This window comes from Allobosea sp. WAO (assembly GCF_001509835.1).
GTDB lineage: Bacteria > Pseudomonadota > Alphaproteobacteria > Rhizobiales > Beijerinckiaceae > Allobosea.
Map to the genome: position 1 here is coordinate 1 of NZ_JXTJ01000015.1, position 19286 is coordinate 19286.

25 protein-coding genes are annotated in these 19286 nt (G+C 67.1%); 10 read left to right on the plus strand and 15 right to left on the minus strand.

Going from position 1 to position 19286, the window contains the following annotated elements; translation table 11 throughout:
- Nucleotides 1-89: 89 nt before the first annotated feature.
- Genes DK26_RS23380 through DK26_RS23400 form a run of 5 tightly spaced genes read right to left on the minus strand, consistent with a single transcriptional unit; the run spans nucleotide 90 to nucleotide 2039 of the window.
- Entirely contained in the window at nucleotides 90-494 is a 405-nt protein-coding gene (locus DK26_RS23380) for a DUF1801 domain-containing protein (RefSeq protein ID WP_066477824.1), read from the minus strand.
- 43 nt (nucleotides 495-537) lie between these two features.
- Nucleotides 538-1014 (minus strand): DUF1801 domain-containing protein, encoded by a 477-nt coding sequence (locus DK26_RS23385; protein ID WP_066477830.1) that lies wholly within the window; start codon nucleotides 1012-1014, stop codon nucleotides 538-540.
- Nucleotides 1015-1024: 10 nt separating this feature from the next.
- Entirely contained in the window at nucleotides 1025-1240 is a 216-nt protein-coding gene (locus DK26_RS23390; RefSeq protein ID WP_066478221.1) for a hypothetical protein, read from the minus strand.
- Nucleotides 1241-1284: 44 nt separating this feature from the next.
- Nucleotides 1285-1716 carry an SRPBCC domain-containing protein gene (locus DK26_RS23395; RefSeq protein ID WP_066477832.1) on the minus strand — a complete coding sequence of 144 codons (432 nt, stop codon included), beginning with the start codon at nucleotides 1714-1716 and terminating at the stop codon, nucleotides 1285-1287.
- Entirely contained in the window at nucleotides 1713-2039 is a 327-nt protein-coding gene (locus DK26_RS23400; RefSeq protein WP_066477835.1) for a metalloregulator ArsR/SmtB family transcription factor, read from the minus strand. Before DK26_RS23400 ends, DK26_RS23395 begins: the two co-directional genes overlap by 4 nt.
- Nucleotides 2040-2239: 200 nt before the next feature.
- On the opposite strand from DK26_RS23400, the gene DK26_RS29930 reads away from it, so the two are divergent.
- Both DK26_RS29930 and DK26_RS29935 read left to right on the plus strand, forming a co-directional pair.
- Nucleotides 2240-2602: an SDR family NAD(P)-dependent oxidoreductase gene (locus DK26_RS29930; protein ID WP_282568051.1), complete on the plus strand. Its 363-nt coding sequence runs from the start codon at nucleotides 2240-2242 to the stop codon at nucleotides 2600-2602.
- Complete coding sequence (locus tag DK26_RS29935; protein WP_282568053.1) at nucleotides 2602-3039, plus strand: SDR family oxidoreductase; 438 nt, start codon at nucleotides 2602-2604, stop codon at nucleotides 3037-3039. Before DK26_RS29930 ends, DK26_RS29935 begins: the two co-directional genes overlap by 1 nt.
- Before the next feature lie 176 nt (nucleotides 3040-3215).
- On the opposite strand, the gene DK26_RS23410 is transcribed toward DK26_RS29935, so the two are convergent.
- Together DK26_RS23410 and DK26_RS23415 are read right to left on the minus strand one after the other, a co-directional pair.
- The gene (locus tag DK26_RS23410) at nucleotides 3216-3797 is read right to left on the minus strand and encodes a DUF4337 family protein (RefSeq protein WP_066477837.1); all 582 of its coding nucleotides are present in this window, start codon (nucleotides 3795-3797) and stop codon (nucleotides 3216-3218) included.
- Nucleotides 3798-3882: 85 nt separating this feature from the next.
- Nucleotides 3883-4806: a tyrosine recombinase XerC gene (locus tag DK26_RS23415; protein WP_066477840.1), complete on the minus strand. Its 924-nt coding sequence runs from the start codon at nucleotides 4804-4806 to the stop codon at nucleotides 3883-3885.
- A 162-nt stretch (nucleotides 4807-4968) separates the two neighbouring features.
- Between DK26_RS23415 and DK26_RS23420 the strand changes: the two genes are divergently transcribed.
- From DK26_RS23420 to DK26_RS23430, 3 genes are all read left to right on the plus strand, one after another.
- On the plus strand, nucleotides 4969-6024 hold the full coding sequence (locus DK26_RS23420; protein WP_248310088.1) for an MBL fold metallo-hydrolase: 1056 nt from the start codon (nucleotides 4969-4971) through the stop codon (nucleotides 6022-6024).
- Nucleotides 6025-6128: 104 nt separating this feature from the next.
- Nucleotides 6129-7115 (plus strand): UbiA family prenyltransferase, encoded by a 987-nt coding sequence (locus tag DK26_RS23425; RefSeq protein ID WP_083533533.1) that lies wholly within the window; start codon nucleotides 6129-6131, stop codon nucleotides 7113-7115.
- 17 nt (nucleotides 7116-7132) lie between these two features.
- Nucleotides 7133-8425 (plus strand): FAD-binding oxidoreductase, encoded by a 1293-nt coding sequence (locus DK26_RS23430; protein ID WP_157089814.1) that lies wholly within the window; start codon nucleotides 7133-7135, stop codon nucleotides 8423-8425.
- Nucleotides 8426-8500: 75 nt separating this feature from the next.
- Here DK26_RS23430 and rnk read toward each other — a convergent pair whose 3' ends face one another.
- The 5 genes from rnk to DK26_RS23450 form a co-directional block, all read right to left on the minus strand.
- Nucleotides 8501-8923 carry a nucleoside diphosphate kinase regulator gene (gene rnk, locus DK26_RS23435; protein ID WP_066477852.1) on the minus strand — a complete coding sequence of 141 codons (423 nt, stop codon included), beginning with the start codon at nucleotides 8921-8923 and terminating at the stop codon, nucleotides 8501-8503.
- A 331-nt stretch (nucleotides 8924-9254) separates the two neighbouring features.
- Nucleotides 9255-10709, minus strand: a complete 1455-nt coding sequence (locus DK26_RS23440; protein ID WP_066477853.1) for an aspartate aminotransferase family protein — start codon at nucleotides 10707-10709, stop codon at nucleotides 9255-9257.
- Entirely contained in the window at nucleotides 10706-11710 is a 1005-nt protein-coding gene (locus DK26_RS23445) for an NAD(P)-dependent oxidoreductase (RefSeq protein ID WP_066477854.1), read from the minus strand. Before DK26_RS23445 ends, DK26_RS23440 begins: the two co-directional genes overlap by 4 nt.
- Nucleotides 11711-11747: 37 nt before the next feature.
- A complete protein-coding gene (locus DK26_RS29940; protein WP_282568052.1) occupies nucleotides 11748-11873 on the minus strand; it encodes a hypothetical protein in 126 nt (41 codons plus the stop codon).
- Between the two features lie 8 nt (nucleotides 11874-11881).
- The gene (locus tag DK26_RS23450) at nucleotides 11882-12250 is read right to left on the minus strand and encodes a transporter (RefSeq protein ID WP_066477856.1); all 369 of its coding nucleotides are present in this window, start codon (nucleotides 12248-12250) and stop codon (nucleotides 11882-11884) included.
- A 284-nt stretch (nucleotides 12251-12534) separates the two neighbouring features.
- Between DK26_RS23450 and DK26_RS23455 the strand changes: the two genes are divergently transcribed.
- Nucleotides 12535-13473 (plus strand): pentapeptide repeat-containing protein, encoded by a 939-nt coding sequence (locus tag DK26_RS23455; RefSeq protein ID WP_066477858.1) that lies wholly within the window; start codon nucleotides 12535-12537, stop codon nucleotides 13471-13473.
- Between the two features lie 14 nt (nucleotides 13474-13487).
- On the opposite strand, the gene DK26_RS23460 is transcribed toward DK26_RS23455, so the two are convergent.
- Both DK26_RS23460 and DK26_RS23465 read right to left on the minus strand, forming a co-directional pair.
- Complete coding sequence (locus DK26_RS23460) at nucleotides 13488-14093, minus strand: glutathione S-transferase family protein (protein ID WP_066477861.1); 606 nt, start codon at nucleotides 14091-14093, stop codon at nucleotides 13488-13490.
- Nucleotides 14094-14244: 151 nt separating this feature from the next.
- Nucleotides 14245-14880, minus strand: coding sequence for a class I SAM-dependent methyltransferase (locus tag DK26_RS23465; protein WP_066477862.1), 636 nt, complete (start codon nucleotides 14878-14880; stop codon nucleotides 14245-14247).
- A 170-nt stretch (nucleotides 14881-15050) separates the two neighbouring features.
- Between DK26_RS23465 and DK26_RS23470 the strand changes: the two genes are divergently transcribed.
- Complete coding sequence (locus tag DK26_RS23470; RefSeq protein WP_066478223.1) at nucleotides 15051-15608, plus strand: L,D-transpeptidase; 558 nt, start codon at nucleotides 15051-15053, stop codon at nucleotides 15606-15608.
- Here the strand turns inward: DK26_RS23470 and DK26_RS23475 are convergent.
- Nucleotides 15605-16900 (minus strand): DUF3422 domain-containing protein, encoded by a 1296-nt coding sequence (locus DK26_RS23475; protein WP_066477863.1) that lies wholly within the window; start codon nucleotides 16898-16900, stop codon nucleotides 15605-15607. The two genes, DK26_RS23470 and DK26_RS23475, sit on opposite strands and share 4 nt — an antisense overlap.
- Nucleotides 16901-17067: 167 nt before the next feature.
- On the opposite strand from DK26_RS23475, the gene DK26_RS23480 reads away from it, so the two are divergent.
- From DK26_RS23480 to DK26_RS23490, 3 genes are all read left to right on the plus strand, one after another.
- Nucleotides 17068-17556, plus strand: a complete 489-nt coding sequence (locus DK26_RS23480) for a hypothetical protein (RefSeq protein ID WP_066477865.1) — start codon at nucleotides 17068-17070, stop codon at nucleotides 17554-17556.
- A gap of 175 nt (nucleotides 17557-17731) precedes the next feature.
- On the plus strand, nucleotides 17732-18322 hold the full coding sequence (locus DK26_RS23485; RefSeq protein ID WP_248310089.1) for a hypothetical protein: 591 nt from the start codon (nucleotides 17732-17734) through the stop codon (nucleotides 18320-18322).
- A gap of 106 nt (nucleotides 18323-18428) precedes the next feature.
- A complete protein-coding gene (locus DK26_RS23490) occupies nucleotides 18429-18929 on the plus strand; it encodes a hypothetical protein (protein ID WP_066477869.1) in 501 nt (166 codons plus the stop codon).
- The last annotated feature ends 357 nt before the right edge of the window (nucleotides 18930-19286 follow it).

Sequence of the window (19286 nt, forward strand, 5' to 3'; positions counted from 1 at the left end):
CCGACCATGACGCGGAAAGGTTGCGTGCCCCCTCATCCGGCCCTTCGGGCCACCTTCTCCCGCAAGGGTAGAAGAGAGCGGCGGGCTTCTCAAACCTTCTTCTTCCCCGCCGTATTCAGCGCAATGGCAGCGCGGACCAGCGCTGTCAGCGCCGCCTCGTCGATCGCATCGCTCTCATGAATGTCGATGGCGCGGCGGGTGTTGCCGTCGAGGCTCGCATTGAACAGGCCGGCGGGATCGGGCAACGAAGCGCCCTTGGCGAAGGTCAGTTTCACCGCGCTCCTGTAGGTCTCGCCGGTGCAGAGGATGCCGGCATGCTCCCAGACCGGGACGCCGCGCCATTTCCAGGTCTCGACAACGTCGGGGTCGGCCTGCCGGATGATGGCGCGGACTTTTGCGAGTGCGGCACCTCGCCAGTCGGTCAGCTCTGCGATCCGGGCATCGATCAACGCGGAAGCCGAGGCTTCGCGAGCCTGGTCGTTGTCCGTCGTCATGCGATTGTCCTCGCGCTGGTTCGGATGCAGCTCCGCCGACCGCTCACATCTTCTCGCCCGGCAAGCCGGCAGCCTGCTTCACCCAGGCGGTGAACTGGGCCTCGTCGAGCCCGTCGTTCTCGTGGATGTCGAGATAGCGTACCTCCTTCTGCTTGGAGGGGCCGGGCGGGACGGGGTCGAGCGCCGCCCCGCGAAAGAAGGAGACTTTCACATAGTGCGTGAAGCAGTGCAGGCCGAGGAACCAGTAGTCGTCCTCGAGCCCGTAGAGCGGCGAGTTCCATTTCACCGCCTTCCTGACGCCGGGGACGGCGGCACTGATCAGCGCGTCGATCCGGGCGCCGAGGGCGCTTTTCCAGCCTGGCATGGCGGCGATATAGGCCTGGATCGGCGCCTCGCCATAGCCCTTGGCGATCTGCGGATTGCCGCCCGAAAGCAGCACTGGCCGCCCGCTCGCGTCGGCCTTCGGTTTCGGTGCTGCCTTCTTTGCCGCTTTCGGCGCTGGTTTGGGCTTTTCGGCCATGGTCCCGCTCCTAGCTGCCGATCCGTCGCCCGCTACCCCGGCCGGAGACATAGGGCAGCACGAACATGTAGAGCCCGGAGAACATCAGCAGGAAAAGCGGCAGCAGCGGGGAATAGACGATCCAGGCCGGCGGCTCGCCCACCGCCATCGCGGCGAAATTGGCGATGACGGTCGCCGTGAAGATGATCGACAGCCAGCGATGGCCCTGCCGAATGACGCCATTCAAGGACAAGGAGGCCTCCTTCTTGAAACGAGGGTGGGGCGACACGGCTATTCGGCCTGTGCGAGCAGCGATTCGAGCTTGTCGAAGAAGCGCGGCCAGCCGCTCTTCGCGCCGCCATAGGCCAGCTTCTGGTCCGGCCGGAAGCCGACCTGTTCCATGCGCAGCAGCGTGCCGCTCGGCGTCGGGGCGAGGGTGAAGGTCACCACGCTCTTCAGGCTGAAGGCCGCGTCCTCATGGGCGAGATCCCAGGTGTAGGACAGCGTGCGATTGGGCTCGATGGCGAGCACTTCGCAGTCGAGCACGCCACCCCAGTCGCCATGCAGCTTGAAGCGGTGGCCGAGGCTCGGCACGAAATCGTTCCGCATCAGCCATTCCGCGATCAGGTGCGGCTGCGTCAGGGCGCGCCAGAGTTTTTCCGGCGGATGGGCGATCTCGCGCTCGACGATCACCGAGCGCGTCTGCGGGGCGGTGGTGCTCATTGGTCCATCCTGTCGAGCAAGTTTTCCAGGTCGTCGAAGCGTGCCTCCCAGAAGCCGGCCATCTGGCTGGCCCAGTCGATCAGCGGGGCGAGGGCCCCGAGCTGGGGGCTGTAATGGGTCTGGCGGCCCTGATGGCGGTCGCGCACCAGCCCGGCCTGCTTCAGCACGCCGAGATGCTTGGAGACGGCCGGTTGCGAAATCCCGGCCTGTACCGTCAGGGCGCCGACGGTCTGCTCGCCGTCGCGGCACAGGCGTTCGAAGATCGCCCGCCGGGTCGGGTCGGCGAGCGTCCTGAACAGCATGTCGTGAGCAACCGGCGTCATGATCAATAACTCGTTGGCTATGAGTTTATTCATAACCATCGAGATATGAATTGGTCAAGCGTCCGCGTCCGACATGCAGGGCGGAGGCGCGTCGCAGGCGCTGGACCGCATCGCGGCGGTCCAGCACGATGCGATGGAAAACGCAGGGGCGGCGGCGATGCCGGCGCGGCGCTGCGGACCGCCTTCTGGGGAACGTCACCATGGATCTGAAGCTCAGCGGCAAGCGTGCTCTCGTCACCGGGGGCAGCAAGGGGATCGGCCGTGCGATTGCGCGGCAACTGGCGCTGGAGGGTGTCGACGTCGTCATCGCAGCGCGCAACCAGGCGGAGCTCGACGCCGCCGCGGCCGAGCTGGCACGGGAGAGTGGACGCAAGGTCGTCGGGCTCACCGTCGACACGCAGCTCGATGCCTCGGTGAAGGCGCTCGTCGCCGGCACGGTCGCCGCGCTCGGCGGGCTCGACATCCTGGTCAATGCCGCGGCGCGGCCGGCGAGCCAGGCGGCACCGCCCAAGCTCGCCGAGATCACCGACGCGCTGTTCTGGACGACGTCAACGTCAAGGTGATGGGCTATCTGCGCACGGCCCGCGAGGCGGCGCCGATCATGGCGGCCAATGGCTGGGGCAGGATCATCAACATCAGCGGGCTCAATGCGCGGATGGCCGGCTCGGCCATCGGCTCGATCCGCAATGTCGCCGTCGCGGCGCTGACCAAGAACCTCGCCGACGAACTCGGGCCAAAGGGGATCAACGTCACCGTGGTGCATCCTGGCGTGACGCGCACCGAGAAGACGGCGGGCATGTTCGCGGCGCGGGCGGCGGATGCCGGCGTCGACCCGGCCGAGATGGAGCGCCGCGCCGTCGCCAATGTCTCGATCGGCCGCCTGGTTGATGCGGCGGAGATCGCCGACCTCGTCGCTTTCCTGGCCTCGCCGCGCAGCGTCGCCATCAATGGCGACGCCATCGCCGCGGGTGGCGGCGCGAAGGGCGCGATCCATTACTGAGCGGCAGCGCGCCCGGCCGGCAACCCCACCGCCCTTATCCTGAGGAGCGCTCCGCAGGAGCGCGTCTCGAAGGATGCTCCAGCTGTCTCCCCAACCTCCTGGACCATCCTTCGAGATGCAGCCCTTGGCTGCTCCTCAGGATGAGGCCGGGGAAACTCGAGAGACGGGGAAGGCCGTCAGAACAGCGCGGTCGGTGCGAGTTCGGCCAGCACCATCAGTGCGAGGCCGAGCAGGCCGAGGCCGCCGCCGGTCCAGGCCAGCATGGTGACGCCGGTGATGATCGCGGCCGAGGCGATCACGATGGCGATCTGCAGCAGGCCGGAGACGATGTCGTATTTGTCGTCGCGTGCGCTGGAGATGTCGCGCCGGGCTTCCGCCGCCTTGGCGCGGGCGATCAGCTCCTTGCGGCCTTCCTGGGTCTCGGGCTCGGTTTCATAGCGGGCGATGGTCGCCTTCCAGCCATCGATCCGCTTCTGCAGCCGCTCGCGGGAAGCTGGATCGGTCGCGCCGGCGAGCTCGACCTCCATTGCCTCGGCGGCGGTACGCAAGGTGGTGCCGCGAATGGTCTTGGCCTGGAAGAAGGACCAGAGGTTCGAGGCCTCGATGTTACGGGCGAGCGCGTCCTGCTCGGCGTTCTTGCCGCCGATCTCGGCGAAGGCCAGCATCAGCGCGAGAATGGCGATCAGCAGGGCGATGCGCTTGTTGACCTTGCTTCCGGTCGCGCCTTCTTCGGTGACGTCTTGTGCTGCTGCAGACATGGACCTGATTCCCTCGGGATCGCGCAGCGCAGATCATCCGGTTGCGGGCCGGAAGCAAGCGGGATTTCCGCAGGGTCAGGCGTTATCAACGGGCGCGGGGATGGGCCGCGTCATAGGCGGCGAGCAGCCGGCTGGAATCGATCCGGGTATAGACCTGCGTCGTCGACAGCGAGGCGTGGCCGAGCAGTTCCTGGATGGCGCGCAGATCGCCGCCGCGGCCGAGCAGATGCGTGGCGAAGGAGTGGCGCAGTGCATGCGGGGTCGCGCTGCCGGGCAGTCCGAGCGAGCCGCGCAGGCCCTCGACCGCGAGCTGGATGATGCGCGGGGAGAGCGGCCCGCCCTTGACGCCGACGAAGAGCGGCCCGTCCGGCTCCAGCCGCCAGGGGCATTGCGCGAGATAGGCGGCGATCGCCTCGATCACGATCGGCAGCACCGGCACCATCCTGGTCTTGCCGCCCTTGCCGAGCACGGTCAGCGCGTCGCCGGTGCTCGTCGGTGCCTGGGCACGCTTCAGGCCGAGCGCCTCGGAAATGCGCAGGCCGCTGCCATAAAGCAGCGAGAGCACGGCGGCGTCGCGCGCCAGCACCCAATCGGGCCGATCCTCGCCGGCGCGGGAATCCGCCTTGGTCACGGCGGCGGCCGCCCCTGCATCGAGCGGGCGCGGCAGGCCCTTGCCGAGGCGCGGGCCGCGGGTCGCGGCGAAGGCGGCGGCGGTGAGCCGGCCGTCTCGCTCGCCGAAGCGCGCGAGCGAGCGCAAGGCCGCGAGCTGGCGCATCAAGGTGCGGTTACCGACGCCGTCACGGCGCCGCTGGCCGAGAAAGGCGCGCAGGTCGGCGGGCTTCAGTGCCGCGACGGCCTTGAGATTGGGCGATGCGCCGAGATGCTCGGTCAGGAAGGCGCGGAACTGGTTGAGATCGCGGCCATAGGCTTCGAGCGTTTTCGGCGAAAGCCGGCGCTCATGCCCGAGATGGGCGAGCCAGTCGCGCTGCAGGGTGTCGAAATCGCTCATGCCGTTCCGATGATGGGGCGGGAGCCTTAACAAGCACTGTGCGTCGGTCCCTTTGGTCCCCGCACTCGCCTTCATAACCAGGCGCGATGGCCGCCATCGTGTTTGCCGGCATTCCCGCGGCCTGCGACCGCTGCTATGAGCCAGTGCGGAGATTGTTCAGGGGTGACCATTTTGAACGCGATCGACAGCCACGGCCTGAGCTTTCCCTTTCCCGAACCGCCGGCTCCGGGGCAGGTGATCGAGGTCGCGCCCGGCGTGCTCTGGGCCCGTATCGCGCTGCCTTTCCGGCTCGACCACGTCAACATCTACCTGATCGAGGACGGCGACGGCTGGGCGGTGATCGACACCGGCATCGGCGATGCGGCGACCAAGGCGGCCTGGCTGGCTTTGACCTCCGGCCCGCTTGCCGGGAGGCGCCTGACGCGGCTCTTCGTGACGCATTACCATCCCGACCATATCGGCCTCGCCGGCTGGCTCCACGAGCAGTTCGGTACCCCGCTCCTGACCAGCCAGACCAGCTATCTCGGCTGCCTCAACATCTCGCTCAGCCCGGGCGCCTCCGAGGCGCCGGTCTATCGCGATTTCTATCAGCGCCATGGCCTGTCGGCGGAGGTCACCGAAGTCGTCTCGACCCTCGGCCATGGCTATCTGCGCATGGTGACGCCGTTGCCGCCGACATTCACCCGGGTCGTCGCCGGCGACGTGCTGAAGATCGGCGGGCGCGACTTTTCGGTGCTCGCGGGCGACGGCCATGCGCCGGAGCAGCTGATGTTCCATTGCGCCGAGGCCGGCATCTTCCTCGCCGCCGACCAGATTCTGGCCAAGATCACGCCGAACATCAGCGTCTGGGCGGTCGACCCGGAGGGCGATCCGCTCGGGCTCTATCTGCGCTCGCTGCGCAGCATCGCCGCGGCGATCCCGCCGGACACGCTGGTCCTGCCGGGGCATCAATTGCCGTTCCGCGGCCTGCAGGCGCGCTGCGCCGAACTCGTCGAGCATCACGGAGAGCGCTGCCGGCTGATCGCCGAGGCAGTCGCCAGGGGGCCGCATTCGGTCGCCGACCTCGTGCCGGTGATGTTCACCCGTCCGCTCGATCCGCACCAGCTCAGCTTCGCCTTCAGCGAGGTCTTCGCCCATGTGAATGCGATGCTGCGGCAGGGCGAGCTGCGCTGGGCGGAGCCGAAGGCCGGCATCATGCGGGTCGAACCCGGGCGCTGAGCCGTCCGTTCACCACCGTCTCCAGCCAAACCGTTAAGTATGGCGGCGGAAGTTTGGCCGCTGACGGTTGGTCACTACGCGGAATTAGGATTCTCCCGCCATCAATGCACGCCAATGGAGGCGTGATTTCGGTGGGTACTGACGCTGTTGGACCGTCGGAGGCGCGGAATGCCGCGAAAACGACGGGGAAAAACAGAGCCATGGCGATTCCGGCGATCATCCGGGCGATGCGACCGCATCACTGGCTCAAGAACGGTCTCGTCTTCGTTCCGATCCTGCTCAATCACGACGTCTTCGACCCCCACGCCATCGCCTATGGCGCGATCGCCTTCCTCTCCTTCTCGCTGCTGGCCTCGTCGATCTATCTTCTGAACGACATCGTCGACGTCGAGGCCGACCGGCGCCATCCGACCAAGTGCAAGCGACCGCTGGCCGCCGGCGAGATCACCAAGGCGCAGGCCTATGCGATGGTGCCCGGCCTGATGATCGTCGCCTTCGGGCTCGCCTGGTTCCTGCCGCGCTCGGACCTCTATCTGGCGGCGCTCGGCGCCTATCTCGTCCTGGCGCTGGCCTATCTGTTCTTCCTCAAGCGCAAGCTGCTGGTCGACGTGCTCGGCCTCGCCGCGCTGCACACGCTGCGCATCCTCGCCGGCAATGCCGCGGCGGACATCCCGCTCTCGTCCTGGCTGCTCGCCTTCTCGATGTTCCTGTTCCTCAGCCTCGCTCTGGTGAAGCGCTATGCCGAGCTGCGCATCACCCAGGACCAGTCCGGCCTGAAGAAGGCCGGGCGCGGCTATCATGCCGAGGATATCGAGGCGCTCTCGCAGCTCGGCATGGCCTCGGGCTGCACCTGCGCGCTGATCATGGCGCTCTATGTCGACAGCGCCGCGGTGAAGGAGCTCTACCGCTACCCGCAGCTGATCTGGCTGGTCTGCCCGATCGTGCTCTACCAGATGGCGCGGATCTGGTTCCTGGCGCGCCGCGGCCAGATGCCGGACGATCCGCTGGTGTTCATGATCCGCGACTGGCGCAGCCAGCTGATGGGTGCCGTCGTCGTCGTCATCATGGTCGCCGCCTCGGTCCTGCCGTGAATGGGCGGGTGGCCGACGTGCGTTCCTGGGGAGGGCTGAGATCGCAGGGCAGCGTCCTGCTCGAGCCGGCCGACTGGCTCGCCGCTCCGGCTATGCAAGGCGCGCCGGTGCTCGCCTATGGCAATGGCCGCTCCTATGGCGATTCCTGCCTGAACGATGGCGGCGGGCTGATCGCGGCGCGCCGGCTCGGGCGCATCCTCTCCTTCGACGCGACGAGCGGCGTGATGGTCTGCGAGGCCGGCGTCCTGCTCGACGAGGTGCTGACGCGCGCCGTTCCGCTCGGCTGGTTCCCGCCGGTGACGCCGGGCACCTGCTTCGTCACCATAGGCGGGGCGCTCGCCAATGACGTCCATGGCAAGAACCACCACCGCGCCGGCACATTCGGGCGCCATGTCCTTGCCTTCGAACTCGCCCGCTCGGACGGGACGCGCCTGACCTGTTCGCCGGCCGAGAATGCCGCGCTCTTCGCCGCGACCATCGGCGGGATGGGGCTGACCGGCCTCGTCACGCAGGTGACGGTGCAACTGATGAAGATCGAATCCGGCGAGATGCTGCAGGAGGCGGTCCGCTTCGAAGGGCTGGAGCGCTTCTTCGAGATCGCGGCGGAAGCGGATGCGACGCATGACTACACCGTCGCCTGGATCGATTCACTCGCGGGCGGCCGGAATTTCGGGCGCGGCGTGTTCTTCCGGGCCAATCACGCCCCGGCCTCGTCGGCGCCGCCGGCCAAGGCCGCAAGGGCATTGCCTTTCCCGCTCACGCCGCCGGTCTCGCTGATCAACCGGCTGACGCTCACCGCCTTTAACGCGCTCTATCTCTCCGCCCAGCCGAAGACGGCCGAGCCTCGGCGCATTCCCTATCGGCCGTTCTTCTACCCGCTCGACCGGGTGAACAACTGGAACCGCGCCTATGGGCCGAAGGGGCTACGGCAGTTCCAGTGCGCCGTGCCGATGGCCGATGCGCGCCCGGCCGTCGAGGAGATGCTGCGCCGGACGCTGGCGGCCGGCGAGAGCTCCTTCCTGACGGTGCTGAAACTGTTCGGCGATGTGCCATCGCCCGGGATGATGTCGTTCCCGATCCCGGGAGCGACCCTGACGCTCGATTTCCCGCATCGTGGCGAGCGCACGCTGAAGCTGCTCGACGAGCTCGACCGCATCGCGATCTCGGCCGGCGGGCGCGTCAACCCGTACAAGGATGCGCGCATGTCGCCGGCCACTTTCGCGGCGTCCTTCCCGCAATGGCGGGATTTCTCCCGCCATATCGATCCGGCCTTCTCTTCCGACTTCTGGCGGCGGGTCACGGCGGGCTAGATCGCCGAGCGTCACAACGGACGCGCTGGCGATCTATCTCCTTGTTAAAGCATCGGCTTCGCGATGCTCCAGGACTCAGGCCGAGGCCTTTTCCGGCGAAGGCGAGGGCTGCTCGACGGTCTTCACCGTCAGCGTGTGCTTCTTGCCGTCGCGGGCGGTCCAGGCAATCGACTGGCCGGCAGCAAGCCCAATCAGGGCGGTGCCGATCGGCGTCAGGATCGAGATCTTGCCCTGCTCGATATCGGCCTCGCCCGGGAAGACGAGCTGGACGCGGCGGTGCTGGGCGCTGTCGGAGTCGAACTCGACGATCGAGCCCATGCGCACGACGTCGGCCGGCATCTGCTTGGGGCTGACGACCTTGGCGCGGTCCATCTCGGCCAGCAGCTCCTCCGCAACCTCGGGTATGCGCTCCAGCGCGGCAGTGGCGAGCCCGGTCAGGCGTTCGAGATCGCTTTCCGTGACGACGATCTTAGGCTTGCGGGGAGACTTCTGGGTCATGATGACGCGGGTATCCTGTGGTGACGCATGCAGGCGCGCGGCGCTGCTTCGGAAGAGGGAAGACTAGGAGGTTGCGCCTGCTGGATCGTGCTGCGAACAGCGTCGACGGCCCCCCTGAACTCGGGGCGCGTTGAGCCGAGTCCGGGGCTATAGGTCCGCGATCGGGTGGATCCGGAAAACGGTGCGGCGCAGAGCGGTCATGCACCTAAATTTGGTCCCTTCCTTGTTTCTGTCAAGCCTCGCCGGGCGAGCACCGGCACGGGTGCACGGGCAAAATGAAAAGGGCCGGCGTGAGCCGGCCCTTTAGCAAGTCGGTCGATGTGGTGGCGGCTCAGCCCTTGCTGACCGCGACCTTGCGCAGATAGTCGGTGACGATCCGGGTGATGCCGCGCGAGAGCAGGTCGTCGAGCGCGTTGACGAACTCGTCGCACTGCTCGCGGGTGACGATCAGTGGCGGCTCGAGCCGGATGACGTTGCGGTTATACTCGGTGAAGGCGACGAGCACGTCGTAATCCTTCAGCAAGAGCGCGCCGATGAAGCCGCAGAGCGAGCCCTTCAGCTTGTCGTCGAGCAGCGCGACCATGTGCTTCAGCCCGAAGGGCATGGTCTCGCTGATGTCCTGGAACTCGACGCCGATCATCAGCCCGCGGCCGCGGATCTCCTTGAGCAGGCTCGGATGCTTGGCGCGGAGCTGGTTCAGCCTTGCGATCAGATAGTCGCCCTGGCGCTTGGCGTTGCCCATGAGGTCTTCCTCATAGAGCACGTTGAGCCCCTCGATCGCGCTGATGCAGGCCTCGCCCATGCCGCCGAAAGTGGCCTGGGCGTGGATCAAAGCGGTCTTCGGCTTGCCATAGGCCTTCATGTAGAGCTCGCGGCGGGCGATCATCGCACCCATCGCCGCCTTGGAGCCGCCGAGCGCCTTGGCGAGGGCGGTGACGTCCGGGACGACGCCGTCGCGCTCGAAGGCGAAGAACTGGCCGGTGCGGCCGAGCCCGCACTGCACCTCGTCGGCGACCCAGAGCACGCCATGCTTGTCGCAGAGCGCGCGCAGTTCGCGCCAGAAGCCTTCGGGCGCCTCGACGATGCCGCCGCCGCCCTGGATCGTCTCCATCACGACGATGCCGATCGCAGGATCGCTCTCCAGAGCCTGGCGCACCGCTTCGATATCGCCGAAGGGCACCTTGACCCGGTTTTCGACCAGCTTGAACTGCGACTGGTAGAGGGTGGAGTCGGTGACCGAGAGCACGCCCTTGGTCTTGCCGTGGAAGGAGTGGGCGGCGTGCAGGATCTTCGACTTGGCGGGCCCCTGCGCCTGCTCGGCGACCTTCAGCGCCGCCTCCATCGCCTCCGAGCCGGTCGAGCCGAGGAAGACCATGTCGAGGTCGCCGGGCGCGATCTGGGCGAGGTTGTGGGCGAGGGCCGAAGCGTATTGCGACATGAACGCCATGCAGATCTCATGGCGGTTCTCGTCCTGGAACTTCTGCCGCGCCGCGATGATGCGCGGATGGTTGTGGCCGAAGGCGACCGAGCAGAAACCGCCGAAGAAGTCGAGGATCTTGCGGCCGTCCTTGGTGATGTAGTGCATGCCCTCGGCGCGATCGACGAGGATCTTGTCGAAGCCGAGCAGCTTCAGGAAATGCACCTGGCCCGGGTTGATGTGGGCGGTGAAGAGGTCCTTCACCTGCTGGGCGTCGAGCTGCTTAGCACCTTCGACGCTGATCAGCTTCGGGCGGGCGGGGTCGGTGGCGGCCACGGTGTCCTCGTTCCGGTAAGCGGGCATGCTCATGCTGCGAGGCTCCTCTGCGCCTTGGTCCCTGCGGTCTTGGCCTTGCGGTATTCGGTGTAGGCGGCGAGCAGCATGTCCTCGTCGCGGTGCTTCGGCGTCCAGCCGAGTTCGCGCTTGGCCTTGCTGGTGTCGAGGATGCAGACCTCGTTGGCGATCTTGTACTGCTCGGGGTCCATGATCGGCAGGTTGACCGCATCCAGCGTGTCGAGCGCGAGCTTGACCAGCGGCGCCGGCGTCGGCAGCAGGATCGACTTCGAGCCGGCATGCTTGATCAGGTCGCCGAGCAGCTTCTTCACAGGCGGTGGATCATCCGAGCCGAGATTATAGGCGCTGTTCGGGAAATCCGCCTTCCAGGCGGCGATGCAGGCGCTGGCGCAGTCGAACACCGAGATGAACTGGTAGGGGTTGCTCCCTGCGCCGATCATCGGCACCGGCAGGTTGAGGTCGATCAGACGGAAGAGCTTGACCAGGATGCCGAGCCGGCCCGGCCCGATGATCAGGCGCGGCCGGAAGATCGGGATCTGGAAGCCCCTGTCGCGATAGCCCTGGGCCAGCTTCTCGGTGGCGAGCTTGCTCTCGCCATATTCGCCGAGCGGGTTTGCCGGATGGGTCTCGTCCTGCGGCACGGTCACGGCATGGCCGTAAATCATGTCGGTGGTGAAGTGGACGAGTTTGCGCGCGCCGTTCTTCTCCATCCATCTCAGGATGTTCTCGGTGCCGTGATAGTTCACCGGCCAGAAGAAATCGTGGCGTTCCTTGCGAGTCACGATCGGCGACAGCATCTTGGCCGAGAGGTTGTAGACGAGGTCGTCCGCAGTCAGCGCGATGCTCTCGACGCTGGCCGCGTCGGTGACGTCGATCTTCTGGAACGGCACCCGGTCGTAATGGGCGTGGCCGCTCTTTTGGATGTCGCAGACGAGGACCTCCTCGCCCATGGCGGCGAGGTCGGCCGCCAGATGCGAGCCGACGAAGCCGTCGCCGCCGATGATGATGTGTTTCATGACTGGTGGGCCGCTGTTTCGAAGGGCGGGATCTGCATCAACGCGGCGCGTCGGGCAGGCGGGTGCGGGTGCGTGCGGGAACCGGGATCGGCTTCAGCGTGGGCTCCGCCGGCGGGACGAGGAAGGTGCCGAGGCGCAGAATGAAACGGGCGATCAGGTCCATGGCGTTCCTCAGCTTTGTGCGATGAAGATTGTGCCCAGGACGATGAAGCCGATGCCGGCGATGCGGGCCGGGCTCAGATCCTCCTGGAAGACGAAATAGGCGTAGACCGCGACCACGACGTAGGCGAGGCTCAGGAACGGGTAGGCGTAGCTGATCTGCACCTTCGACAGCACGATCAGATGCGAAGCCATGCTGACCACGAAGGTGCACAGGCCCGCGAAGACGAAAGGGTTGAAGACCACGCGGAAGACGGTCGCGATCAGTCCATCGCCGCCGACATCGAGATGGCCGACGCCCGTCATGCCGCGCTTCAGCATCAGTTGCGCGGCAGCGTTGGTCAGCACCGTGAACAGGATCAAAGGCAGGTAGGCATTCATCGGCGCTGGAGTTTCCGCGTGGCTGATGCGGCCCTGAATGGCGCGGAAAATACTTCGAATGCCTTACGCTACGGGACCTTATCGGCCCGTAACCTTAAAAGTGTACTGCGCCGACCGCGGAAAGACCGCGGCTTCCCTTCAGCCATGCCGTCATCGCCCTGGCCTCCGGCCGAAGGCAATCCGGGGCGGATGCGCGAAATTGTGGCGGGAATGTGCGGCGGATTGATCCCGGAGCCCCGCTACTCTAAGGTTAATCATTCCTTAACCTGGATTTTCAACCCGCCATGGCCGACCTGCTCCGGCTCGCGTCCCGTGCTCGCTCCGAGCTCCTGCAGGCCAGCCCCTGGGCGTGGCCGTATGAGGCCGCGCTCATCTCAGCCGAGGCGCTGCCGCAGCACGGCTCGGACGAGCTTCGTGCGATCTACGCGGCGCGGCGCGAGGCGACCTTGCGCCGCCTTGGATCCGGGGGCGCGGCCTGGAACGCCTGGGCGGCGAACATGACGAGCCTGCGTCGCAAGGCGGGCGACGATCCGGCCCTGGCCCGGCTCTGGCAGTTGCTCGCCGGTGTCGAGCTGGTCGACGAGACCTTCGACGGCGAGTTCGACGTCGCCGGCTTCCACTTCCCGGGCGCGGCACGTTTCGCCGGCTCCGCCTTCGGCAGCGATGCCTGGTTCACCGATGCCAGGTTCTCCGGGCCTGTCGATTTCCGCGACGCGACTTTCGGGCGCGATGCCTTCTTCGAGCGCGCGCGGTTCGCGGCGGGGGCCGATTTCGGCGGGGTGCATTTCAAGCGCAGCGCGGAGTTTCGCGAACTCTCCTGCGCCGGGACGCTCGGCTTCGTCGAGGCCGAGTTCTCCGGCAGCGTCTGGTTCCGCAGCTCGTTCTTCGAGGGGCCGGTGCGCTTCCGCGGCGCGCGGTTCGGCTGGGAGGCGGGGCTGGGCGATTGCCGCTATCGCGGCCCGGCGGATTTCGCCGAGGTCGACTTCGCCGACAATGCCGGCTTCGAGAACGCGATCTTCGAGCAGAGCGCGACTTTCGCAGATACCCGCTTCTGCCAGGCGGCCTGGTTCAGCGGGGTGCAGTTCCGCGGCGAGGCGGTGTTCGACCGCACCCGCTTCCTTGGCCGCCGGCATTTCGACGGCATTGCTGTGTCGGTGCCGCAGACCCCGGTGGCGACGCAGGCCGCGGTCCTCGAAAGGCTGCGCGCCGCCTTTTCAGGCTGAGCAGGCGCTGCCGGTCAGACCGGCAATGCGTCGTCCTTGGCGATGGTCTGCTGCAAGGCGGGCCGTGCCAGCATCCGCTCCATATAGGCCTCGAAGGCGGGCAGGCGCGGCAGGGCGCCGATGATGTTCATGCCGAAATGGATGCCGCTGCCGAGCTGGGTGTCGGCGGCGGTGAAGCGCTCGCCCGCGGCATAGGGGTGGGCGGTCAGCCGCTTCTCGAGATTGGCGACGGTGTCGGCATGCGAGCCGAAGGAGAAGCCGCGCGCCTCATAGGCGAAGTTGTGCACCTTGGTGGCGATGATCGGGTCGAGCACAGCGTCGGTGTAGACCAGTGCGGTCAGGAAGGCGGCGCGGTCGGCATCGCCGATGGCGGGAGCGAGCCGGGTCTCGGGAAACCGCTCGGTGAGGTAGAGGCAGATCGCGGCGCGCTCGGTGACGACGGTGTCGTCATGGACGATCGCCGGTACCTTCTTGTGCGGCTGGATGGCGCGGTAGCTCTCCGGAGGGCCAGCCTTCGCGCGAATGTCGACCAGTTTCATCTCATAGGGCTGGCCGAGCTCCTCGAGCAGCCAGAGGATCGAGAAGGAGCGCGACTGCGGCGAATGATAGAAGGTCAGCATGGCGATATCCCTTTCGGCGTTTCCTCAAGCGCTGGACGGGCTGATAGGGGTGCCATGTGTCAGTAGTTGTCAGGATCGACGCGAGCCCGCCCAAGCCGTCGGCACCGAAACGCGAGCGGGCGGGGGCTCCCTTCGCTGTCGGCTGCCGGGGCTATCTCCTGCGCGCTACGATGAAGGGACGGCTGTCCTTCCCCTTGCTGGCATGGCGCTCGGTGCTCAGCACTTCGAAGCCTGCGGCCGTGATGCGGGCGCCCAGGTCCTGCGCACTGAAGATACCGGCATAGGGCGCCTGTCCGATCATCTGCATGATTGGCAGGGCAAGTCGGATCAGCGGGTTCATCTCGCCGAGGCAGGGCGTCTTGGAGAGGAACAGGCCGCCCGGTGCGAGCAGGGCATGGACGCTGCGCAGCGTGCCGGCGAGGTCACGGACCAGATGGAGGTAATTGAAGGCAAGAACGGCATCGAAGCGAGCGCCCTCGGATGCGATCGTTTCCGCTGTCGCGGCGCGGAAGGCGAGACCGGGAACTGGACTGGCGGTGCGCTTCTCTTCGGCGATTGCGATCATCCCGGAGGATATGTCCGTCGCGAGATAGGAGAGGGCCCCGTCGGCCAGTCGCAGGGCCGTTGTTCCCGTTCCGCAACCCAGCTCCAGCACCGTGTCGCCGGGCTTCAACAGGGCGCGAACCCGCTCCAGCGTGCGCTCATATCCGGCCTGATCCGAAATGCGCGACCGCGCATAGCGTCTCGAAGATCGGTCCCAGAAGCGTGCATCACTGGCGGTGCTCATGCATCTCTCCCTCGCGATGCGGGCTTAGCACAGGTGCTGTTACAGGCTTATGGATTCCGGCGGCGCTGTCCTGTCGCAGCTCGCCGCCGCTGGCCTGAGGTGGGAGCCAGGGTTGACCCCGCTCTCCCAAGTCCGGTTAAATCCCGGCGGGGGCCGTTGCAGGGATGATCATGCTGCGCGCCATTGTCTTGACTGCCGCCGCTCTCGCTTTCGCTACGCCTGCGTCGGCCTATTCCAATCCGATCAGCCGCGGGCTCGCGGACTTCCTCAACATCTTCAGCGAGCAGCCGGTGCCGCGCCAGGTCGTTCCCTGGAACGGCAAGCAGGCGCCGGGCACGGTCGTGGTCTCGACCAGCCAGCGGCGGCTCTACTACGTGCTCGGCCCGGGGCAAGCGATCCGCTATGGGGTCGGCGTCGGCCGGCAGGGTTTCAGCTGGTCGGGCACGAAGACCGTTTCGCGCAAGCGCGAATGGCCGGACTGGCGTCCGCCCGCGGCGATGCTGAAGCGCCGGCCCGACCTGCCGCGCTACATGGCGGGCGGGATGGAGAACCCGCTCGGTGCGCGGGCGATCTATCTGGGATCGAGCCTCTATCGGATCCACGGCTCGAACGAGCCCGATACGATCGGAGCGGCGGTCTCCTCGGGCTGCATCCGCATGACCAATCGCGACGTGATGGACCTCTATGATCGCGTCAGGCTGGGGACCAAGGTCATCGTACAGCGCTAGCCGTCGCTGTGGCCCCGCCTGATGCGGCGGACCATGCTCCAGACCCCGAAGAGCGCGAAGGGGACGAAGAGCGCGGTGGCGATGCCGACATCGACCGGCAGATAGCCGGCATCCTTGGCGCCCTTGGCGAGGTAGCCGAACAGGCTGACGACGTAATAGCCGATGGCGGCGACGGAGAGCCCCTCGACCGTCTGCTGCAGGCGCAGCTGCATGCGGGCGCGCTCGTTCATCGCCGCCAGCAGGTCGCGGTTCTGCTGCTCGAGCGCGACGTCGACGCGGGTACGCAGCAGGTTGGCGGCGCGGGCGAGCTTGCGCGACAGATCGGCCTGGCGCTCCTGCAGCATCTGGCAGGTGCGCATCGCCGGCGCCATGCGCCGGGAGAGGAAGGCGGCGATGGTCGGCCAGCCGCCATAGGCAACCTCGTCGATCGCCGCCAGGCGCTGGTGGACGATGTTGTCATAGGCGCGGCTGGCGCCGAAGCGGTAGTTCGAGGAGGCGGCCTCCGATTCCATCGGCGCGGCGAGTGCCGTCATCTCGTCGAGCAGTGCATTGTCGGCCGCGAGCCCGTCGGTCTGCGTCATCGTGCCGGCGATGCGCACCAGCGCCTCCTCCGTCGCCCGCACGGAAGGGGCGAGGCGCTGCGCCTCGGGCAGGCCGAGCAGGGCCAGCACCCGGTAGGTCTCGATTTCGAGCAGGCGCTGCGCCAGCGCCCCGGCGCGCGAGGGCGTCAGCGCCCGGTCGAGCACGAGGATCCGCACGAACCCGTCCGGGCAGGGGCGGAAATCGGTCGCGGCGAGCGCGGCCTCGCCATCGACCAGCGAGGCGGCAAGGCTCGCGGCATCGAAGATCTCCTCGAGCGGCGGGGCTGCTCGCTGCGGCAGGAGATGCAGGTCGACGGCGACGAGATGCGGCCCCGGCTGCGGCAGCTCGAGCATGTGATGCGGCAGCGCGTTGCTGCCCGGCGTGAAGGGCGCGCCGCCATTGCCCGGCAGCTCCCAGCTATAGGTGGTGAACTCGCTGTGCTGCTCCCAGCGCAGGCCTATTTCGCCGAGCCGGGCCCGGTGATGCTTGGCACCTTCGGCCGGGCCCGCGACGCCGCGTTCGGCGCAGAAGCGGGCGAGCGCCTCGCGATCGGCATTCGCCTGCGCCTGATCGGTCATGAAGGCGAAGTGCAGCAGGCGCCGCGGCGTCTCCAGCGGCGCGAAGGGCCGGGCGTGGATCTCGGCGAGGATCGCAGCGCGGGAAGGGTGCGCGCTGAGCGTCGGGCCCGGACTTGCGTCGGTGCGATCCATGCGATGTGCCCCGTAGCGGCGGCTCTGCGGCCGAGCTCCGCTTGTAAGGTCGAGCTTGCCGCAAAGCCCCGGGGACGAAAAGATCGCCATGGTGTCGCAGGTCCTGCCTGGCTGGCGCGGGACATGGCTGCGCGGTATCGTCCCGCAGCCAGCTGGGGATGTCCGCCATGACCTCGCAAATCCGGCCTTCGGGCATGCGCACTTTCCGCGCGCGCATCTTCCTTGCCGCCGCGACGACGCTGCTGATCGGCGCCGGCTTTGCGGGCATCGCCCGCGCAGAGGTCGCCGACGGTCCGGCCAAGCGCGACATCGAGCGCCATCTCGGCCGCAAGGCCGCGAGAGTCGTCGAAGCACCGGTGTTCTACGGGGATTTCAATGGCGACGGCCGGGGCGACGCGGTCGCCTTCATCTATGCGGAGACCGGCGGCAACAGCACCAGCCTCGACGTGCTGCTGTTCACCGGCGGGCCAGACGGCTTCCGCTTCTTCCGCAGGGCGGAGGGCGTGTTCGGCGAGGGACCGCGCAATGTCGCGATCAGACCTGGCGCGATCGACGTGACCCTGACCACGCTCGGCCCCCGCGATGCGCGCTGCTGCCCGACGCAGGAGAAAAATCTGACGATCGAGATCTCCGGCGTCAGGCGCGGCCGGCGCTAGAACATCGCCCGAAAAGTGGCCCTCGGTGTTCGGAAAGGCCGATGTGGACCAGGGAGCTAGCCAGCCACGCTGCTGCTGACGCGGTCCGGTGCCGGGTGGGCTAGGGTCCTGACATTGCCGGACATATTCTCTCCCAGCCATGCCCCTGCCAAACCGTATCCGCCCCGATGGTTCGTTGTTCGCCGATCCCGCGCGCGGCACGCTGTTCGGCAATCGCGGCGGCAAGTTCCACGATCAGGCGACGCAGGCGCTGCCGCAGCGCCTCTATGCGACGAAGCAGTGGATCTGCTGCGTGCTGTCCTTCAACGGTCGGCAGCGCGACGTCTGGGGCCGCTACTACACCGAGCTGTTCTTCTGCGACGAGGTCACCGCTTTGGCGGCCGGGCACCGGCCCTGCATGGAGTGCCGGCGCAAGGATGCGCTGGCCTATCGCGACGCCCTGGTTGCCGGGCTCGGCCTGAAGGAAACGCCGCCCTTTCCCGAGATCGACGAGCGACTGGACGGCGAAAGGCGTGACGGTCGGAAGAAGCGCCTACACGAGTTGCCGGCCGAGGGCCTGCCGGATGGGGCGATGCTCGTCTCGGCCGAAGGCGAGTTCCTCGCCTTGCACGGCTCCAAGGCGCTGCTCTGGTCGCCCGCAGGCTATGTCGTGGCGCGGCCGCGGCCGGCCGGACCGGTCGCCGTCTTGACGCCGCCGACCTCGCTGGCGGCGCTTGTGAACGGCTATCAACCTCTCTGGCACCCGAGCGCCGCCAAACTGGCCTGAAACGCGGCTTCCCTCACTTGTCATTCGCTTCCGTTGCCGCAACGTCGCGCCCGTGGATCGCCGGCCGCGAGGCGCGTGCGCGGTCGATCCGGGGGAGGAGATATCCATGTTGCGCAAGACCGTTTGGGCGCTCGCATTCCTGCTCGCCGGCTTCGCCGGAGGGCCGGCCATGGCCGGGGCGCTCTCGATCACCGATGCCGATCCGGTGGCGGTCGTGACCATTCCCGATGCCTGGACGAGCAGCAAGATCGCCCGCGGCGTCGAGATCAAGACGCCTGACGACGAGATCTATCTCTGGTTCGAGCTGGTCGCGCCGGGCGAGATCGACACGGTCCAGAAGGAGCACAACGGCTATTTCGACAAGGAAGGCGTCACCATCACCGGCGCCTCCGAGACGATGAAGCAGGAGGTCAACGGCAAGGCCTGGTCCTTCACCGAGCTCAAGGCCAAGAGCAAGGATGGCGACTCGATCATTCGCTACATCGCGATCAACCCGAACGTGCCGAGCGGCAAGATCATCATGATGACCTATTGGGCTTCGCTCGATGGCCACAAGGAGCACGACGCGGCGATGAAGAAGCTGATCGACAGCCTCGCCTTCAAATAGGCGTCGGGCCGCAAGCGCGCGCAACGCAGTTTCCGCGTGGCCCGCCCTTCCTGGCAGGCCGGGAACCTTCAGGGGGCCTGCGACGTTGTCCCGCCATCATCACCGATGGCAATCAAGGGGGCAAATCATGCGTTCGATCGCATTGTGGCTGCTTGGGATTCCGATCCCGATCATCATCCTGATCTGGCTCTTCGTCCGTTGACAGGGGCTTGGTCCGCTGACAGGAACTGACAGAATAAATTGCTATGGCCGGGCGCGTCCCGGCCATATTCTTTTGCAGGAAGAGTCGCGCAGGCTGGGCGGAGCTGCGTGACATCACCTTCACTCGATTGCCCTGTCTCTCCAGCAGCGTTCCGC

Excerpts from the sequence above, each read along its gene's own strand:
- DK26_RS23450 (WP_066477856.1), bottom strand. The coding sequence starts at position 12,250 with ATGAATGCCTACCTGCCTTTGATCCTGTTCACGGTGCTGACCAACGCT.
- DK26_RS23490 (WP_066477869.1), top strand. The coding sequence starts at position 18,429 with ATGTTGCGCAAGACCGTTTGGGCGCTCGCATTCCTGCTCGCCGGCTTC.
- DK26_RS23385 (WP_066477830.1), bottom strand. The coding sequence starts at position 1,014 with ATGGCCGAAAAGCCCAAACCAGCGCCGAAAGCGGCAAAGAAGGCAGCA.
- DK26_RS23415 (WP_066477840.1), bottom strand. The coding sequence starts at position 4,806 with ATGAGCGATTTCGACACCCTGCAGCGCGACTGGCTCGCCCATCTCGGG.
- DK26_RS23475 (WP_066477863.1), bottom strand. The coding sequence starts at position 16,900 with ATGGATCGCACCGACGCAAGTCCGGGCCCGACGCTCAGCGCGCACCCT.
- DK26_RS23440 (WP_066477853.1), bottom strand. The coding sequence starts at position 10,709 with ATGAGCATGCCCGCTTACCGGAACGAGGACACCGTGGCCGCCACCGAC.
- DK26_RS29940 (WP_282568052.1), bottom strand. The coding sequence starts at position 11,873 with ATGGACCTGATCGCCCGTTTCATTCTGCGCCTCGGCACCTTCCTCGTC.
- DK26_RS23480 (WP_066477865.1), top strand. The coding sequence starts at position 17,068 with ATGACCTCGCAAATCCGGCCTTCGGGCATGCGCACTTTCCGCGCGCGC.
- DK26_RS23460 (WP_066477861.1), bottom strand. The coding sequence starts at position 14,093 with ATGCTGACCTTCTATCATTCGCCGCAGTCGCGCTCCTTCTCGATCCTC.
- DK26_RS23400 (WP_066477835.1), bottom strand. The coding sequence starts at position 2,039 with ATGACGCCGGTTGCTCACGACATGCTGTTCAGGACGCTCGCCGACCCG.
- DK26_RS23380 (WP_066477824.1), bottom strand. The coding sequence starts at position 494 with ATGACGACGGACAACGACCAGGCTCGCGAAGCCTCGGCTTCCGCGTTG.
- DK26_RS29930 (WP_282568051.1), top strand. The coding sequence starts at position 2,240 with ATGGATCTGAAGCTCAGCGGCAAGCGTGCTCTCGTCACCGGGGGCAGC.
- DK26_RS29935 (WP_282568053.1), top strand. The coding sequence starts at position 2,602 with ATGGGCTATCTGCGCACGGCCCGCGAGGCGGCGCCGATCATGGCGGCC.
- DK26_RS23455 (WP_066477858.1), top strand. The coding sequence starts at position 12,535 with ATGGCCGACCTGCTCCGGCTCGCGTCCCGTGCTCGCTCCGAGCTCCTG.
- DK26_RS23465 (WP_066477862.1), bottom strand. The coding sequence starts at position 14,880 with ATGAGCACCGCCAGTGATGCACGCTTCTGGGACCGATCTTCGAGACGC.
- DK26_RS23470 (WP_066478223.1), top strand. The coding sequence starts at position 15,051 with ATGCTGCGCGCCATTGTCTTGACTGCCGCCGCTCTCGCTTTCGCTACG.
- rnk (WP_066477852.1), bottom strand. The coding sequence starts at position 8,923 with ATGACCCAGAAGTCTCCCCGCAAGCCTAAGATCGTCGTCACGGAAAGC.
- DK26_RS23410 (WP_066477837.1), bottom strand. The coding sequence starts at position 3,797 with ATGTCTGCAGCAGCACAAGACGTCACCGAAGAAGGCGCGACCGGAAGC.
- DK26_RS23445 (WP_066477854.1), bottom strand. The coding sequence starts at position 11,710 with ATGAAACACATCATCATCGGCGGCGACGGCTTCGTCGGCTCGCATCTG.
- DK26_RS23395 (WP_066477832.1), bottom strand. The coding sequence starts at position 1,716 with ATGAGCACCACCGCCCCGCAGACGCGCTCGGTGATCGTCGAGCGCGAG.
- DK26_RS23425 (WP_083533533.1), top strand. The coding sequence starts at position 6,129 with ATGCACGCCAATGGAGGCGTGATTTCGGTGGGTACTGACGCTGTTGGA.